Annotated in this window: 14 protein-coding genes; 7 read left to right on the forward strand and 7 right to left on the reverse strand. The window is 70.5% G+C overall.

The genetic code is table 11. The annotated features are described in order from the left end of the window. The first annotated feature begins 75 nt into the window (after nucleotides 1-75). Together ddaH and ACWGSK_RS02900 are read left to right on the forward strand one after the other, a co-directional pair. Nucleotides 76-912, forward strand: a complete 837-nt coding sequence (ddaH, locus tag ACWGSK_RS02895; RefSeq protein ID WP_358504625.1) for a dimethylargininase — start codon at nucleotides 76-78, stop codon at nucleotides 910-912. A 211-nt stretch (nucleotides 913-1,123) separates the two neighbouring features. Beyond that, entirely contained in the window at nucleotides 1,124-1,744 is a 621-nt protein-coding gene (locus ACWGSK_RS02900) for a TetR/AcrR family transcriptional regulator (protein WP_358504628.1), read from the forward strand. 53 nt (nucleotides 1,745-1,797) lie between these two features. Here ACWGSK_RS02900 and ACWGSK_RS02905 read toward each other — a convergent pair whose 3' ends face one another. Continuing rightward, entirely contained in the window at nucleotides 1,798-2,355 is a 558-nt protein-coding gene (locus ACWGSK_RS02905; RefSeq protein WP_358504631.1) for an AAA family ATPase, read from the reverse strand. Between the two features lie 117 nt (nucleotides 2,356-2,472). Here ACWGSK_RS02905 and ACWGSK_RS02910 point away from each other — a divergent pair, with 117 nt between their 5' ends. Beyond that, entirely contained in the window at nucleotides 2,473-2,979 is a 507-nt protein-coding gene (locus ACWGSK_RS02910) for an NUDIX hydrolase (protein WP_452455096.1), read from the forward strand. A 72-nt stretch (nucleotides 2,980-3,051) separates the two neighbouring features. On the opposite strand, the gene ACWGSK_RS02915 is transcribed toward ACWGSK_RS02910, so the two are convergent. The 5 genes from ACWGSK_RS02915 to ACWGSK_RS02935 all read right to left on the reverse strand — a co-directional run bounded on the left by ACWGSK_RS02915 (nucleotide 3,052) and on the right by ACWGSK_RS02935 (nucleotide 9,123). Next, nucleotides 3,052-4,485 (reverse strand): aminobutyraldehyde dehydrogenase, encoded by a 1,434-nt coding sequence (locus ACWGSK_RS02915; protein WP_452455097.1) that lies wholly within the window; start codon nucleotides 4,483-4,485, stop codon nucleotides 3,052-3,054. A gap of 29 nt (nucleotides 4,486-4,514) precedes the next feature. Next, nucleotides 4,515-4,682, reverse strand: coding sequence for a hypothetical protein (locus ACWGSK_RS02920; protein WP_452455098.1), 168 nt, complete (start codon nucleotides 4,680-4,682; stop codon nucleotides 4,515-4,517). A 307-nt stretch (nucleotides 4,683-4,989) separates the two neighbouring features. Next, nucleotides 4,990-6,606: a thiamine pyrophosphate-binding protein gene (locus ACWGSK_RS02925; RefSeq protein ID WP_452455099.1), complete on the reverse strand. Its 1,617-nt coding sequence runs from the start codon at nucleotides 6,604-6,606 to the stop codon at nucleotides 4,990-4,992. A gap of 5 nt (nucleotides 6,607-6,611) precedes the next feature. After that, nucleotides 6,612-7,571 (reverse strand): agmatinase, encoded by a 960-nt coding sequence (gene speB, locus ACWGSK_RS02930; RefSeq protein ID WP_358504643.1) that lies wholly within the window; start codon nucleotides 7,569-7,571, stop codon nucleotides 6,612-6,614. 37 nt (nucleotides 7,572-7,608) lie between these two features. After that, on the reverse strand, nucleotides 7,609-9,123 hold the full coding sequence (locus ACWGSK_RS02935) for a sodium:solute symporter (RefSeq protein ID WP_452455100.1): 1,515 nt from the start codon (nucleotides 9,121-9,123) through the stop codon (nucleotides 7,609-7,611). A gap of 258 nt (nucleotides 9,124-9,381) precedes the next feature. Between ACWGSK_RS02935 and ACWGSK_RS02940 the strand changes: the two genes are divergently transcribed. Both ACWGSK_RS02940 and ACWGSK_RS02945 read left to right on the forward strand, forming a co-directional pair. Then, nucleotides 9,382-10,935: a PucR family transcriptional regulator ligand-binding domain-containing protein gene (locus tag ACWGSK_RS02940; RefSeq protein WP_452455101.1), complete on the forward strand. Its 1,554-nt coding sequence runs from the start codon at nucleotides 9,382-9,384 to the stop codon at nucleotides 10,933-10,935. Between the two features lie 509 nt (nucleotides 10,936-11,444). Continuing rightward, nucleotides 11,445-12,752: a GAF domain-containing protein gene (locus tag ACWGSK_RS02945; protein WP_452455102.1), complete on the forward strand. Its 1,308-nt coding sequence runs from the start codon at nucleotides 11,445-11,447 to the stop codon at nucleotides 12,750-12,752. A gap of 342 nt (nucleotides 12,753-13,094) precedes the next feature. Here the strand turns inward: ACWGSK_RS02945 and ACWGSK_RS02950 are convergent, their stop codons facing one another. Next, nucleotides 13,095-13,781, reverse strand: a complete 687-nt coding sequence (locus ACWGSK_RS02950) for a hypothetical protein (RefSeq protein WP_358504654.1) — start codon at nucleotides 13,779-13,781, stop codon at nucleotides 13,095-13,097. A gap of 399 nt (nucleotides 13,782-14,180) precedes the next feature. On the opposite strand from ACWGSK_RS02950, the gene ACWGSK_RS02955 reads away from it, so the two are divergent. Then, nucleotides 14,181-15,503 carry an aminotransferase-like domain-containing protein gene (locus ACWGSK_RS02955; protein ID WP_452455103.1) on the forward strand — a complete coding sequence of 441 codons (1,323 nt, stop codon included), beginning with the start codon at nucleotides 14,181-14,183 and terminating at the stop codon, nucleotides 15,501-15,503. A 25-nt stretch (nucleotides 15,504-15,528) separates the two neighbouring features. Then, nucleotides 15,529-16,509, forward strand: coding sequence for a D-alanine--D-alanine ligase family protein (locus ACWGSK_RS02960; protein ID WP_358504656.1), 981 nt, complete (start codon nucleotides 15,529-15,531; stop codon nucleotides 16,507-16,509). Nucleotides 16,510-16,557: the final 48 nt, after the last annotated feature.

Genomic DNA, 16,557 nt, shown 5'->3' on the forward strand with positions numbered 1-16,557 from the left:
CGGAAACGCGCGGTGGTAAAGGCCTGAACCACCGCGGGCCGTTCGGCCTCCGGGGCACCTCGATGGGGAGGTTCCATGGCTCCACCCACAGACCCGGCGCCGGTGGCGGCGCCCCGGCACTATTTGATGTGCCGTCCCACCTACTTCGCGGTGGAATACGCGATCAACCCCTGGATGAACCCCACCTTGATCGTGGACCGCGACCGCGCCGTTCGCCAATGGGAGGGGCTCCGCGACCTCTACCTGTCCCTGGGACACCGCGTGAGCGAGATAGCCCCCATCGAAGGCCTGCCCGACATGGTCTTCGCCGCCAACGGTGGCCTGGTCGTGGACGGTCGGGTCTACGGGGCCCGGTTCGCCAGCGCCGAACGTACCCCCGAAGGGCCCGCCTACCTCGACTGGTTCCGTAAGGCCGGCTTCGTGGAGACCAAGGAACCCAAACACGTCAACGAGGGTGAGGGCGACTTCATCACCCTGGACGACGTCATCCTGGCGGCCACGGGCTTTCGCACCGAGGCCGCCGCCCACCAGGAGGCCGAACGACTCCTGGACCGACCGGTCGTCACCCTGCAACTGGTCGACCCGCGCTTCTACCACCTGGACACCGCGCTGTTCGCCCTGTCGGGGCGGCGGATCGCCTACTACCCGGGCGCGTTCTCCGAGGGCAGCCGCCGGGTGCTGGGCGCCCTGTACCCCGACGCTCTCCTGGCCACCGAGGAGGACGCCGCCGTCCTGGGCCTGAACGCCGTCGCGGACGGCCACAACGTGGTCATCGCCGCCGAGGCCACCGCGCTCGCCGACCGGATCCGCGCCCTGGGATACACGGTTCACCCGATCGAACTCGACGAACTCCGCAAGGCCGGGGGCGGCGCCAAGTGCTGCACCCTGGAACTGCGCGACCCACCCTCCTGAGGACCGAGCGAAAGGGGCGGACGCCGCGCACCACCGTGCGGAATCCGCCCACTCAAACATGCCCGAATGTGGGATGTGCCACCCGGCGAAACCATTGCGGGCACGGGCGCACAGGTCACACGCGCGACGCCGGGCGGCCCCGAGACACGCGGCCCCACTCGCCTCCGGCGTCCCCACGCCACTTCCATCGATCCCATTAGGGTCGGTTCCCGTGACGACCAAACAACGCAGACTCCCGCGCCAGGTCAGGGAACAACAACTGATCGACGCCGCCGTCTCCGCGTTCTCCCGGGGCGATTACCACACCGTCAGCGTGGAGGAGATCGCGGCGGCCGCCGGGACCTCCAAACCGACCGTGTACCACTACCTGGGTTCCAAGGAGGGCATTTTCACCGCCTGTGTGCGCCGGGAGATGGAACGACTCATCGAGGCCATCCGCGGCGCCGTGCACGCGCCCCACCCCGCCGACGACGATCCGCTGCGCCGAGGCATACGCGCCTTCTTCGCGTTCGTGGTCGACAACCGCGAGAGCTGGACCGTGCTCTACCGGCGCGCCGCCGCCCAGGGACAGCCCTTCGAGGCCGAGACCGTCCGCGTGCGCGACCGTGTCACCGCGGAGATGGCCGACCTCATCACCGCCTGCACCCGCGACGACTACGGCGACATGGACGCCCGAGACGCCCAACTACTGGCCCGGGTGGCGGTGAGCACCGCCGACGCCTTCGCCGACTGGCTCCTGGACCACCCGGACGAGACCCCCGACACCATGGCCGGACACGTCGCCGAACTCACCTGGTCCCACCTGCGCACGCGCGGACCCGCCGGGGTCTGAAAAGCGGCCCGAGCATCGAAGTCGGTGGGTGAATCTCTTGAGGGGACGAGCGCTCAGACGCGGGGCTCCCGCGTCACCAAGCCGCAGTCGTTCAGGATCCGCACCGCGCTGTGCTCGACGCCGCTGTGCTCGTCGATGAGCTTCTCCACTCCGTCGGGGAGCAGGTCGCGAGGCCGCCACCACCGGCGCAGTTCGGCTTCCCCGACCACGTCGGCGATGGGCTTGGTGGCGTGCCGCTCCAGTGTGGTCGCGAACGGGACATCGAAGTAATAGCAGTGCGCCGTCTGCCGGTAGTCGCCCACCAAGCGGGTGAGCATGTCCCCGTAATGGTCGACGTAGAGGATGCCTTCCACCACCACATGAAAGCCGTGTTCCAAAGAGTGGCGGGCCATGAGGTCGAGCAGGTCGATGTTGACGCCGCCCGGGAGGTCCCTCTCCCTGAGGATGTCGCGACGCACCACGTCCTGGGGGATGATCGCGAGGCCGCGCCCGTACCTCGCCCGCAGCTCTCGGGCGACGGTGCTCTTGCCCGACGCGGAGTTTCCGCGCAGCACGATCAACCGAGGGCGGCAGGGGTGGAGTTCGTCGCCTCCCAGCGGAGTCATGGTCATGACCCTAGGCCAGAGCACATCACCCAAGGGCCGCAGCGAGCCGGTCCCGAATCCCCGACATGGGCGGATCCGTGTGATCACACCATCTAGGACGTCGGAGACCTTTAGGTTCGGGATATGGCCCTCAGCTACCTCTGGCACGGCGACCAGTATCCCCCGGCAGACCTGCCCGTCACGCAGGTGTACGGGTACGTGTTCGACGACCTGGGGCGCGTGGTCGTGCTCTACGACGAGGAACCCGGTGCGTGGAACCTGCCGGGAGGGACACCAGAGCCCGAGATCGATCAGGGTTCCGTTGCCACGCTGGAGCGGGAAGTGTGGGAAGAGGTCCAAGTCCGCTTTGACGACGCCGTGTACCTGGGCTATCAGAGCGTGAGCGAGGCTGACGAGCGGCCACTGCGTGCCCAACTGAGAATGGCCGCCCGCTTGGTCGCGGTCGGCGAGCGAGCCCCGGACCCGGACAACGGCCGGGTTCACATCCGGCGCCGGTGTTCCCTGCCTGAAGCCGAGCGCCTGCTCGACTGGGGTGCGCCGGCACGGGAACAGTTCAAGAGGGCTGCGAAGGTCGCCGAACAGCGGTGGCGATTTCCTGTTCGCGAGCAGGCCCTTGCGGTGGTGGACTGAGCCTCCACGACATCCGGTGCCACCTGCGCACACGCGGATCCGCCCTGGACCCGGGCGGATCCGCGTACGGCGTCAGGCCAGGGCGCTCATCACGTGCTTGACGCGGGTGTAGTCCTCCAGGCTGTAGGCCGACAGGTCCTTGCCGTACCCGGACCGCTTGAAGCCGCCGTGCGGCATCTCCGAGAGCAGGTCGCCGTGGGTGTTGAGCCACACCGCGCCGAAGTCCAGCTCGGCACAGACCCGCAGGGCCCGCGCGTGGTCACGGGTCCACACCGACGAGGCGAGTCCCTGCTCGACCCCGTTGGCCAGTTCGATCGCCTCGCTCTCGTCCGCGAAGCGCTGCACGGTCACGACCGGGCCGAAGACCTCCTCTAGCACGATCTCGTCGTCGGCGCGCAGCCCGGACACGACCGTGGGCGCCAGGAAGAACCCGGCCTCGCCCACCCGGTGACCACCCGTCTCCACTCGTGCGTGCGCGGGCAGGCGTTCCAACAGTCCGGTGACACGGTTGAACTGGTCGGCGTTGTTGAGCGGCCCGAAGTCGCTCTCTCGGTCCGAGGGCAGGCCGGTGACCTGGGCCGACGCCAGACGGGTCAGTTCGGCGACGAACGCGTCGTGCACCCCCTCTTGGACGATGACGCGGGTGGCTGCGGTGCAGTCCTGTCCGGCGTTGAGGAAACCGCCCGCGATCACACCTGCGGCGGCGCCGGCCACGTCGGCGTCGTCGAAGACCACCGCCGGGGCGTTGCCGCCGAGCTCCAGGTGCACGCGCTTGATGTCGTCCGCGGCGGCCTTGGCCACCTGCGCCCCCGCCCGGGTCGAACCGGTGACCGAGACCAGGCGCGTGGCCGGGTGTTCCACCAACAGGCGGCCGGTGTCGCGGTCGCCCACCACCGTGTTGACCACACCGGCGGGAAGCGCCCGTGCGGCGATCTCGGCGAGCAGGACCGTGGTGGTGGGCGTGCTCTCCGCCGGTTTGAGCACCACGGTGTTGCCCGCGGCCAGCGCGGGACCGATCTTCCACACCGCCATCATCAGCGGATAGTTCCATGGGGTGATGCCCACGCACACGCCCACCGGTTCGCGGCGGACCCAGGAGGTGCGGTCGGTGGCGTACTCGGCCGAGGCCTTGCCCTCCAGGTGCCGGGCGGACCCGGCGAAGAACCGCAGGGTGTCCACGCAGAACGGGATCTCCTCGTCCAGGAACGAGGCGCGCGGCTTGCCTGTCTCGCGGCACTCGGCGTCGGCGAACTCCTCGGCGCGTGCGGCCAGGTCGTCGGCGATCGCCAACAGGGCGTCCTGACGTTGTGCCGGTGTGGCCCGGCGCCAGGATCGGAAGGCGCGTGCGGCGGAGTCCATGGCGGACTCCACCTCGGCGGGTCCGCAGATCCCGGCCCGACCGGCCACCTGTCCGGTGACGGGGTCGACCAGGTCCAGGGTCGCATCGCCCGCCGGGTGCAGGGGCTTGCCGCCGACCAGGCTGTGCAGGGGCTCGTGGCTGTCCATGGTGGTCCTTCACTCGAAGTCGTTGGTGGTCAGTGCGACGCGGTCGTCGGCGCGTCCTCGGTGGCGGGCGCGGGGGCCGGTTCGGTCTCCTCCCGGGCCGGCACCAGGCGTGGCCGCTGCGGGCCGAACACCGAGCGCGGCTCGGGGAAGAGGAACAGCGCCGCCGGGTAGGCGACCGCGGCGGTCACCAGCGCCACCGGGAGGCTGATGTCGATGCCTGCGGTCAGGTTCCCCAGGGGTCGACCAGCAGCGGGGTGTTGGCGAACAGCAGAGCGGCCACCGCCGACAGCGATCACGCCGCAGGAGATCGCGCGCAGCAGGGCCTCGCTGGACAGCCCCAGCCGGCGCGCGGCGCCGTTGACGCGCGCCCCGAGAGCGGGGTCGACCGTCCGGTGCGGACGGCGCTGTCCCGGAACGGGACACGGGGTTCGGTCAGGACATGGGACCGTCCAGGCGCGTGGGGGCGAAGCCCGCCCGTCGCCCACCACCACCCTCAACGGACGCCTACGGCGCGAATATCTTTATGTGCATGGGCAGCACCACCACGCTCGGGCCCGGGGCGGCCAGCGCCGCGGTCAGGTCGGCTCCCACCGTCTCCGGTGAGGTGAGGGTCGCGGGCACCCCGAACGAGGCCGCCAGGGCCACGAAGTCGGGTCGGGTCAGCTCGGTGTGGGTGGCCTCCCCGAAGGCGCCCTCCATGTACTCGCGCAGGATGCCGTAGCCGCCGTCGTCGACGATCAGCCAGGTCACGTCCAGGTCGTGCTGGCGGGCGGTGGCCAGTTCCGCGATCGAGTACATGGCACCGCCGTCACCGGAGACCGCCAGCACCGGACCGTTTCCGGTGGCGGCCGCGCCCAGCGCCGCCGGGAACCCGTATCCGAGCCCGCCGGAGCCCTGCGCGGAGTGCATCGCACCATCGCGCGGGTCCCACGCCGACCACGCCCAGTACGCCAACACGGTCATGTCCCAAAAGCTCGGCGCGTCGTCGGGCAGGGCATCGCGTACCGCGGCCAGGACGGTTTGTTCGGCGGCCAGGTCCTGCCCGGCCAGCCGTTCGGCCACCCGGGCCAGAACCCGGGCGACCTCGGTCTCGACCTCGGGGTCCTTCGGGCGTGGCCGAACCTTCGCGGCCAGCGCCTCCAGGGTCAGGGCCGCGTCGCCGTGGATCCCCAACGCCGGGACGTTGGATTCGAGCTTGCCGAGGTCGGCCTCCACCTGCACCACACGCCCTCGGGGCGCCATGGTGTGGTAGTTGCTCGACAACTCGCCCAGACCCGAACCCACCACCAAGAGCACGTCGGCGTCCTCCAGGTACTCGGTGGTGTACCGGTCCTCGATCCACGAGCGCAACGAGAGCGGGTGGTCCCACGGGAAGGCGTCCTTGCCGCCGAAGGTGGTGGCCACCGGAGCACGAAGGGCCTCGGCCAGCTCCAGCAGCGCCTTCCGCCCGCCCGAGCGGCTCACCCCGCCACCGGCCAGCACCACCGGACGCCGCGCCCCGTCCAGCCACCGGGCGGCCTCGTCCACCACCTCCGCGCGCGGAACGAGCGGGGCGGGAGTCCCGGACACGTCCGTCACCGGCGGCACCACCGTCGGCTCCAGCAGCACGTCCTGTGGGATCTCCACCAACACCGGGCCCGCGGGCGCCGCCGCGGCGATCCGCCAGGCCTCGGTCAGCGCCGAGGGGATCTGCGAGGCGTGTCGGACCGTGAACGTCGACTTGGTGACGTTGCCGAAGGAGGCCGTCTGTTCGGGAAGCTCGTGCAGGTAGCCGTGCCGGCCACCGCCCAACCCCGCCCGCGGCACCTGGCTGCTGATCACCAGCACCGGCGCGGAGGCCGCCCGGGACTCCTGCAACGAGGCCAGGGTGAGCAGCGCGCCGGGCCCGGTGGAGACCAACAACGGGGTGACCTCATCGGTCACCCGGGCGTGCCCGTCCGCGGCGAAGGCCGCGTTGTTCTCCACCCTGGCCGACACGAACCGCAGCCCGGGCGCTCGACGCAGCGCGTCGAACAGCCCCAGCGCGTGCTGGCCGGGGATACCGAAGCACACCCGGGCCCCCAACGCGGTCAGGGTCTCGGTGACCAGGTCGCCACCGTTGCGCGGCGCGCTCTCACCCATGTCGATCAGCCCTCCGTCTTGCGCTGGTGGTTCAGGGCCAGCAGGCTCACCAGGTCGTAGGCCACGTGCGAGGCCGCCGTGGAGGTGATCTGGGCGTGGTCGTAGGCCGGGGCGACCTCCACCACGTCGGCGCCCACCAGGTTCAGGTCGGCCAGCCCGCGCAGGATCTCCAGCAGCTCTCGGCTGGTGATCCCGCCGGCCTCCGGGGTGCCGGTGCCCGGGGCGTGCGCCGGGTCCAGGACGTCGATGTCCACCGACACGTACAGTGGCCGGTTCCCGATGCGCTGACGCAGCGCGTCGGCGATCTCGTCCACGCCCTTGCGCAGCACGTCGGCGGCGGTGACGATGCCGAACCCGAAGCGACGGTCGTCCTCCAGGTCCCGCTTGCCGTACAGGGGGCCACGGGTGCCCACGTGGGCGATCGCCTCGGTGTCGAGGATGCCCTCCTCCACCGCGCGTCGGAACGGGGTGCCGTGCGTGTAGGGCTCACCGAAGTAGGTGTCCCAGGTGTCCAGGTGGGCGTCGAAGTGCAGCATGGCGATCGGGCCGTGCACGCGGTACAGGGACCTGAGCAGGGGTAGCGCGATCGTGTGGTCGCCGCCCAGGGTCACCAGGCGGGTCCCGGCGCGCACGAACTCCGAGGCGCCCTGGTCCAGGGTCTCCACGGCGTCCCCGACCGAGTACGGGTTCACAGCGATGTCTCCGCCGTCCACCACCTGGAGGCGCTCGAACGGGGACACGTCCAGGCCGGGGTTGTAGGGACGCAGCAGCCGGCTGGCCTCACGGATCGCCGAGGGGCCGAAACGGGCGCCGGGACGGTAGGAGACACCGGTGTCGAAGGGCACCCCGACCACGGCGATGTCGGCTCGTTCCACCTGGTCGATGCGGGGCAGGCGGGCGAAGGTCGCCGGGCCCGCGAAGCGCGGCACGAGGCTGGAGTCGGTGGGTCCGATCGGTGCGTTCATGTGATCCATTCCTGTGTCGTCGGTTCCGCGATGGGTGTCAGCGGTCCCGGGTCGGGTCGGTGGACGCGACGCTCGTGGCGTCCTCGTCGGTTCCCGTCGCGGTCTCGTCGCCGGTGTCCTGGCCGCGCAGGCGGCGCTGCCACAGCTCCAGTACCGCGGGGTCGGTGGGCGGGGTGAGCAGACTGACGGCCACGTAGACCACCAGCGCGGTGCCCAACCCCACGTAGATGGGTTCGTTGGCGAGCAGGCCGGTGATCGCCATGGTCACGATGACGGCCACGGAACCGGCCAACATCGAGGCCAGGGCGCCCGCGCGCGTTCCGCGACGCCACACCAGGCCACCGAGGATCGCGACGAGCAGGCCGCCGACCAGGATGTTGTAGGCCAGGGTGAGCGCGGCGACCACGTCGTCCACGGCCAGCGCCACACAGATGCTCGCCATACCCAGGACCAGTGTGAACACCCGGTTGGCGGCCACCTCGTCCTCCTTGTGGTCGTCCTCGGCGGACCTCTTCGCGCCGAACAGGGCGCGCACGCGCGGCCACAGGTCGGTGGAGGTCACCGTGGAGCAGGCGATGAGGGCGCCGCTGGCGGTGGACATCACCGCGGACAGGGCGGCGGCCAGGACCAGACCGGCCACGCCCACCGGCAGGGTCGCCTCCACCATGAGGGTGAAGGCGTCGTCGGGGTTGGCCAGGTTCGGGAACATCACCGCGCCGGCGGTGCCGATGAGCGCGCCGCACACTCCGTAGATCAGGCAGTACACGCCCGCGCCGATGCCGCCCACCTTGGCCACCTTGTCGTTGCGGCCGGTGAAGACGCGCTGCCAGATGTCCTGGCCGATGAGCAGCCCCAGCGAGTAGATGACGAAGTAGGTGAGGATGGTCTGCCCGCCGATGGCGGTGGGGTCGAAGTAGGTGGGGTCCAACGACTCGCGCATCCCGGAGAAACCGCCGGCCGACCACACCGCCACCGGGGTCAGGATGAGCAGGAGCCCGATCGTCTTGATCGCGAACTGGGCCATATCGGTCATCGTCACCGACCACATGCCGCCCATCGTGGAGTACAGCACCACGATGGAACCGCCCAGGATGATGGCGACCACGCGCGGCAGTTCGAACAGACCGCTGAAGATGGTGGAGAAGGCCAAGGTCGAGGGCACCGTCAGAACGAAGGTGTAACCCCACATGACCAGGGCCGACACGATCCGGGAGTCACCGCCGTAGCGCAGGTTCAACATCTGGGAGACGGTGAAGACCCTCAGCCGCGAGATGCGCTCGGCGAAGAACAGGTGCAGGGCCAGGATGCCCACGCCGATGGCCACGACCAGCCAGGCGCCGGAGATCCCGTAGGTGTAGCCCAGGCCGATCCCGCCAACGGTGGAGGCGCCGCCCAGGACCACGGCGGCCATGGTGCCCGCGTACATCAGCGGACCCAGGCGGCGGCCGGCGACCAGGTAGTCGGACTTGCTCTTGGCGCGACGCATGCCCCACCAGCCCAGGCCGATCATGCCCAGGAGGTAGGCGGCGATCACCGCGGTGTCGATGAGCATGAAGCTCCTTTGCGGGGAGTGGTTCGGGGGCAGGCGGGGGCGTCGTGCGGGGGTCGGGCCATGGAGATGTTGACGCAGGTCACATCGCTTCGGTCAGCGTAGGTAGTCGGTAGGCTCCACTCCAGTGGCCGAACCGCACCACTTCCCGGTGAACTTTGGATGAATCGTCCAGTCGTCGCGGAAGGCGTCCTCGTGTACGTCATGTCCAGGACACGAGGATCGGCTCGGACGGGTCGGCGGGACGAGGGGGACCAGGACATGGCGAAGAGCGGGGGCGACACCCACCACGTGCCGTTGAGCGTGGTGGTGGCTCGCCGCGACCTGGGCCTGACCACGGTGGTCGAGGCCGGGGACCCACCGATCACCTGGGCGGTGGCGAGCGAGCTCGTCGTGGCCGCCGACTATCTGCGCGGTGGAGAACTCCTCCTCACCTCCGGGGCCAACCTGCCCACCGACACCGATGAGGTGCGCACCTACGTGGCCTCCCTGGTGCGCGCGGGGGTCGGGGCACTCGGCTTCGGGGTGGCGCCCGTCCACCGGGCCGTCCCCGCCGACCTCGTCGAACAGTGCCGGTCGCAGGGCCTGCCGCTGCTGGAGGTGCCACGGAACTCGCCCTTCGCCGCGGTCAGCCGCGCCGTGGGCGAGGAACTGGAAGAGCGCCACCTGCGCGACCTGCGCCGTTTGGGCGAGTCCCACCAGGCCCTGGCCCGCGCGGTCACCGCGCCCATCCCCGCCGAACGGGTGCCCGCGGTGTTGGCCGACGCTCTCGGAGCCTGGGTCGCCCTCGTGCCCGCCGACCCCACCGCATCCGTGCGCCGTACCGCGGGGGCCCCGGCCGACCTGGACCCCGAACTGCGTACCCTGCTCACCAAACTCACCGCCCCCACGGGTCCGCGCAGCGCCAAGGCCGACAGCGGCCCGGACGAGGTCTTCCTGCACACCGTGGGCACCCCACCCGAACACCAGGGCGTGGTGCTGGTGGGTCGCCCCGAACCCCTGGGCATCACCGACCGGGAGGTGCTGCGCACCGCCACGGCCCTGCTCGACCTACTGCTGCGCGCAGAGGGTGAGGAACCGCCCGCCCCGAGCCTGCCGCTCATCGCGCTGCTGTTGGACGGCGAACTGAACCCCCGCGCCATCGCGGCCCTGACCGGGCTCACCGACACCCGCGCTCCCGATCCCCGCTCCGCCACCTCGGGTGAGGCCCCCCGGGGCGGCTACCGGGTCCTGCGGGCCGCACCCGCTTCCCGAGGGCACCGAACCGCCGCCGCGGCCCTGCCCTTGGGCACCCACCTGAGCGACCTGGTCTCCGGCGCCGAGGAGGGCGGCGGTGTCGTGCGCGCCGTCCTCGCCGACCGGGGCGAGCGGTCCCATCACGACCATCTCGAACTCCTGCGTTCCCACGGGTGGATCGGCGCCCTGAGCGCGGCCGTGGCGCCCGAGGATCTGCCCGACGCCGACCGCCGGGCCGCGACCCTGCTGGTGCGCGCCCGCGTCGTGGGCGAGCCACGGCTGTGGTCGGCCGCCACCGACCCCTTCGACGCGCTCATCGACCCCGAGGGCGCCGGGCGGCCCGCCCGGGAGATCCTCGGCCCGCTCGACGAGGACACCCCGGCCGCGCACACCCTTCGTGCGACCCTGCACACCTGGCTGGCACGGCACGGCAACTGGGATCGGGCCGCCACCGACCTGGGCGTGCACCGCAACAGCGTCCGCTACCGGATCGGTCGGATCGAACGGGACCTGGGCGTGGACCTGGCCGACCCCGAACAGCGCATGCGCCTGTGGTTCGCCCTGACCCGGCGCCCTTGAGGGGCACGGGAACCTTCACGGGAGCTCGCACGGGCCGATGCACGTGCGAGCAGCCGACCGAAAACCCGTGAAAACTGGGTTCACCTGTGCGAACGAGCGAATGACAGGGTGAATTAGGGTCTCGCCGATTGGCCGCATCCGGCCATTTTCGTCGACGTTTCGTGAGCCGCTTCGATTCTGGGGATGTTACCCATCTCTAACCCCACCCGTATGACCTGCGCACCCCCGCGCCGAAACCCCCATCGGTGGCACGAAACCGGTTATCTCGCCGAAAAAACCGCACGAGTGCGTTCGGTGTGACCCAAGGATAATTCGAGCAGGAATCGGAAGGATCGAACCGGAATGACTTCCGAAACAAGGGCCTGTCCCGGTTCTCTCGGTCCCGCCGCAGCCGAACCAGGAAACTGATGCCCAACGGGAACCCCGGTCCTTCGGGGCCCGGCCACGTAGAAGGAGGAAGGGGCGAGCCCTCCCGTCTCCAGACGGGGGCACATGCCCCGAGGACCCACATGACGTTTCCATCACTGGACACGGCACTGCCCTCCGGGGTGGACGCGCGCGAGCACGCCGATCTGCTCCGCCGATCCCACGACGCGCTGCTCGCGGGGCGCCCCACGCCCACGCCGTTGCGTCCGGTGATCGAGGACTCCTGGGAACGCATGCGCGGATTCGGCATCGATCCCGACTGCGGACCCCCACCACGGATGGCCCGCCTGGACGAACTCCAACGCCAACGCGACGCCTCACCCATCGCCGAGGTGTTGCCGCTGATCCGTCGTTCCCTGGTCTCGGTGGCCGACCAGGCCGACCACATCATGCTGGTCACCGACGCCTCGGGGCAGGTGCTCTGGCGCGAGGGATCCCATCGGATGCGATCGGTCGGCGACCGGGTCGGGCTGGTGGAGGGCTCCTTTTGGAACGAGGGCAGCATCGGCACCAACGCCATCGGCACCGCGCTGGTGGTCGGTCGCCCCGTGCAGGTCTACTCCGCCGAACACTTCGTGCGCAACCTGCACGCCCTCACCTGCGCCTGCGCCCCCGTGCACGACCCCCGGGACGGGCGACTGCTGGGCGCCATCGACGTCACCGGTCCGGTCTCCACCATCCACCCCTCCACCCTGGCCCTGGTCAACGCGGTCGCCCAACTGGCCCAGGCACATCTGCAAGGGCTGCACCACACCCACCTGGAACGGTTGCGCTCGGTCGCCGCGCCCCTGTTGGCCGGACTGACCCGACCCGCCCTGGTGGTGGACGACAGCGGTTGGACCGCCGCGGCGGTGCACATGGAACCGGTCCGGCGGGTGCTGTTGCCCAAGCACTGCGAGAGCGGGACGGCCTGGATCCCCGCCCTGGGCGAGTGCGGCCTGGAACCCCTGCCGGGCGGCTGGCTCATCCGCCCGCGCCCCGGGGAGCGGGCCGGTTCCACCTCGGTGACCCTGGATCTGCGCAGACCCGGGGCGTCCACGGTGACGGTGGCCGGCCCGAGCGGCGAGTGGGTGCACAACCTGACCCCGCGCCACACCGAACTCCTCCTCCGGTTGGCGGTGCACCGGGCGGGGCGTTCGGGCGCCGAGTTGTCCAAGGACGTGTTCGGCGCCGACGCCCACGTGGTCACCGTGCGCGCGGAACTGTCCCGGATCCGGCGCAACCTGGGTGGCGTGATCGAGAGCCGCCCCTACCGTTTCGCCGACGATGTCATGGTCCGGGTGATCGGTTCACAGACGTCGGTGAACCTGCTCCCCGCTTCGTTGGCGCCGGGGGTGCGGGCCCTGCTGGAGCGGGACGGGAGCACGCCCCTGTGCGACCACCCCGGCTGAATCCCCCGACGTCCCGACGCGTCGCCATATCGCCACTCTGGGTGGGAAAGTCGCAACCTGTTGCAACCGTTGCCGAGCGTGGGCCGATGGGATCAACTTGGGGATGCGCGGCCCGCCCACCGGTGGAGGCCTCCGGGCAAGAGAGGGCACGGAGGAGTTCACCGGTGCGGGGCGCGTCCGTGTCCTACGGACCTTGAGGGGGGTTACGGGGGTAAGGGCGGACGCGTTTTCGGGGAGTGCTCCACGGGAGGTTCGGGGGAATCCTCCGGCGAGCGTACGCGTATGATGCGGTGCGGCCCGGACCGTCGTGTGAGTTATCGGGCCGCACCGCCATAGGCGACTTCAGCCGGATTCGGGGGCGGCGGACCCCTCTTCGCCCGCGAGTTCGTTCGGCTCTGCCGTCTCTTCTGGCTCCGGTTCCAGCGGCGCGCACTGGAAACAGTCCATGGTGAAGACCTCGTCGCCGTCGACGGCCCCGGTGAAGACACCGGACAGGCTGTCGTCGCCCGCGGCGCGTTCGGCCAGGGCCTCGGACGAGAGTCGGCCCTCGAAGCGCAACTCGGCGCCGTCGCGGTCCAGTCCCTCACAGACCACCTCCAGGCCGCCGCTGACGGGCTCCGCGTCCTCTTCGGCGGTCCCGCCCCGGATGCCGTCGGCGGTGACCGTGTGCTCCTCCTCCCGTGTCGGCTCCGCCGATGGGGACGGTGATGGGGAGCCGGAGGCCTCGGGTTCCCCGATGGCAGCGGGAGGGGCGCAGGTGAGCGTGCCGTCGACCGGATGGCCCTTGCGCGCGAAGGCGCGTTCGACGCCCGGTCGTAGCACCGAAGCCGACAGGGCGTCGGCGGCCCGTGCCAGTTCCAGTCGTTCGGCGTCGATCTCCTGCTCCGTGGGTGCCGGGTCGGTGCACGAGGTCAGCGCGCCGCACAGCAGCAGCGTCGCGGAGATGCTGAGGGTGGTCGAGCGGACGCCCATGGTCTCCTCCGGTTCTCGGGTGACGCGCCCGTCACCGGGAGCGATGGTCCATCGCACCAATGTCCTCGAAAGCCCAGGAAACACCCATGTCCGACTCGGGTGGTAAGGGTGAAAAGTGCGTCATGTTCTGGTCATTCATGTGTGAGTCGGGTCGCGCACCCGGGTACCGTCACCGACGCGGCGCTCGAACGCCCGCGACGATGTGCGTCAGAGCACAGGAACGCCCTGATGGGGGGTGCCGCACGACCACTGGGCTAGACTCCGGATATTTCCCGAACCGTGTTCCACGGTTCGACACGACCCGACCGACTCACCGAGAACCGCATACGGCCCGGCCGTCACGGTGGCCTCGCGTGAACCAAGGGGACCCGCCCGGCGTCGAACCAGGAATCAACGAAGATCTCCCGGGACGACCCGGTAGACCCCACAAGACCGTCCTTCCTTCGGAGGTGGACCGTGTCCGCTGACCACCGAGAACAGCAGCCCGGCCAACAGGGCTCGCGTATCGACCCGCACGTCGGCCGCTACGCACATCGAGCACAGGGCATGGTCGCATCGGAGGTCAGGGCACTCTTCGCAGTCGCCTCCCGCCCCGAGATCGTCTCCCTGGCGGGCGGCATGCCCAACGTCGCCGCCCTGCCGCTCGACCAGATCGGTGACCTGGTCAAGGACGTGGTCTCCGAGGAGGGTGCCGCCGCCCTGCAGTACGGCTCCGCTCAGGGCGACCCCGTCCTGCGCGAGCAGATCTGCGACTACATGACCCTCGAAGGCGTCCAGTCCGTCCCCGACGACGTCATCGTCACCGTCGGATCCCAGCAGGCCCTGGATCTGATCACCCGCGTCTTCGTCGACCCCGGCGACATCGTGCTGACCGAGGCGCCCACCTACGTCACCGCGATCAACACCTTCGCCGCGTTCCAGGCCGACATCCGCCACGTGAGCATGGACGACGAGGGCGTCGACGCCGACGAACTCGACCGCGCCCTCACCGCGGCGGCCAAGGCCGGGCGCACCGTCAAGTTCTTCTACACGATCCCCAACTTCCAGAACCCCGGCGGCATCACCATGTCCGCCGAGCGCCGCGTGCGGGTGATGGAGGTCTGTCGGCGCCACGACGTCCTGATCATCGAGGACAACCCCTACGGCCTGCTCCGCTATGACGGCGAACCACAGCCCACCCTGTACTCGCAGGGCGACGGCAACGTCATCTACCTGGGGTCGCTGTCCAAGACGCTCTCGCCGGGCCTGCGCATCGGCTGGGCGTTGGCGCCCTCGGCGGTGCGCGCCAAACTCGTGCTGGCCGCGGAGTCGGCGATGCTCAGCCACTCCACGTTCAACCAGCTCGTGGTGCGCCGTTACCTCAAGACCTTCCCCTGGCGCGAGCAGATCAAGGCGTTCAACAGCATGTACGGCGAGCGGCGCGACGCCCTGCTCGGCGCGCTCAACACGATGATGCCGGACGGCTGTACCTGGACCCGGCCCGAGGGCGGGTTCTTCGTCTGGGCGACCCTTCCCGAGGGCATCGACGCCAAGGCGATGCTGCCGCGCGCGGTCAACCACCGTGTCGCCTACGTACCCGGCACCGGCTTCTTCGCCGACGGTCGTGGCCGTGACAGCATGCGGTTGAGCTTCTGCTACCCCACACCCGAACAGATCCGGGAGGGCGTGCGCAGGCTCGTCGGAGCCATCGAGGGCGAGATGGACCTGCGCGACACGTTCGGTCCCGCCATGGCCATGCCCACCGAGGGCAGCCAGGCCCCCACCCCCGACCTTCCCTGACACCCCGTGAGGGGCACCAGCCACCATGACAGCAGCACAGAAGGAGGTCCGCGCCGTGGCCGACCTTGACCGGGTCCTCGTCCTCGCCGGGGGACTGTCCCCCGAACACGAGGTGAGCGTCCAATCCGGCCGCAGCGTGGCCGAGGCCCTGCGCCGACTCGACGTCGAAGTGCAGGTCGCCGACGTCGACTCCGGCCTTCTCCAGCGCTTGGCCGACGACCCGCCCCAGGTGGTCTTCCCCGTCCTGCACGGCTCCGCCGGTGAGGACGGCGCGATCCGTGAGGTCCTGGAATTGGCCGGGGTGTCCTACGTGGGCGCCCGCCCCCAGTCCTGCCGGCTCGCCTACGCCAAGCCCGCCGCCAAGGCCCTGCTGGCCGAGAAGGGCGTTCGGGTGCCGCGTGGCGCCACCCTGCCCAAGTCCGCCTTCCACGACCTGGGCGCGCCCGCGCTCCTGGACAAGCTCATCGAACGGCTCGGGTTGCCGCTGTTCGTCAAGCCCGACCGTGGCGGTTCGGCGTTCGGCGCCACCCCCGTGACCTCGGCCAAGGACCTGTCCACCGCGCTGATGTCCTGCTTCGCCTACAGCGACTCCGCGCTGGTCGAGGAGTTGGTCCAGGGCACCGAACTGGCCGTGGGCGTCCTGGACACCGGTTCGGGGCCAGTGGCGCTGCCCCCGGTGGAGATCGTTCCCGACGGCGGGGTCTACGACTACGCGGCCCGCTACACCGCCGGTCGCACCGAGTTCTTCTGTCCGGCCCGTCTGGAGGAGTCGGTACTGGCCGCGGCCACCGAGGTGGCGCTGACCGCGCACCGCGCCCTGGGCCTGCGCGACCTGTCGCGCACCGACCTCATGGTCGCCCCGGACGGCGAGGTCGTCTTCTTGGAGACCAACGTCGCCCCGGGCCTGACCGAGACGTCCACCTTCCCGATGGCGGCCGCGGCCCAAGGGCTGGACTTCGCGGTGCTGTGCCGCGAACTCGCCCACCAGGCGCACCTGCGCGGCTGAACCGACACCGGCCGATGGAACACCGACCGACGAAAACCGGGTGGGCCG

This window comes from Nocardiopsis sp. NPDC055551 (assembly GCF_053619415.1).

Bases quoted from the DNA above. Each gene is read 5' to 3' on its own strand.
- ddaH (WP_358504625.1), top strand. From the start codon at position 76: ATGGCTCCACCCACAGACCCGGCGCCGGTGGCGGCGCCCCGGCACTAT.
- ACWGSK_RS02905 (WP_358504631.1), bottom strand. From the start codon at position 2,355: ATGACCATGACTCCGCTGGGAGGCGACGAACTCCACCCCTGCCGCCCT.
- ACWGSK_RS02910 (WP_452455096.1), top strand. From the start codon at position 2,473: ATGGCCCTCAGCTACCTCTGGCACGGCGACCAGTATCCCCCGGCAGAC.
- ACWGSK_RS02915 (WP_452455097.1), bottom strand. From the start codon at position 4,485: ATGGACAGCCACGAGCCCCTGCACAGCCTGGTCGGCGGCAAGCCCCTG.
- ACWGSK_RS02925 (WP_452455099.1), bottom strand. From the start codon at position 6,606: ATGGGTGAGAGCGCGCCGCGCAACGGTGGCGACCTGGTCACCGAGACC.
- speB (WP_358504643.1), bottom strand. From the start codon at position 7,571: ATGAACGCACCGATCGGACCCACCGACTCCAGCCTCGTGCCGCGCTTC.
- ACWGSK_RS02935 (WP_452455100.1), bottom strand. From the start codon at position 9,123: ATGCTCATCGACACCGCGGTGATCGCCGCCTACCTCCTGGGCATGATC.
- ACWGSK_RS02940 (WP_452455101.1), top strand. From the start codon at position 9,382: ATGGCGAAGAGCGGGGGCGACACCCACCACGTGCCGTTGAGCGTGGTG.
- ACWGSK_RS02945 (WP_452455102.1), top strand. From the start codon at position 11,445: ATGACGTTTCCATCACTGGACACGGCACTGCCCTCCGGGGTGGACGCG.
- ACWGSK_RS02960 (WP_358504656.1), top strand. From the start codon at position 15,529: ATGACAGCAGCACAGAAGGAGGTCCGCGCCGTGGCCGACCTTGACCGG.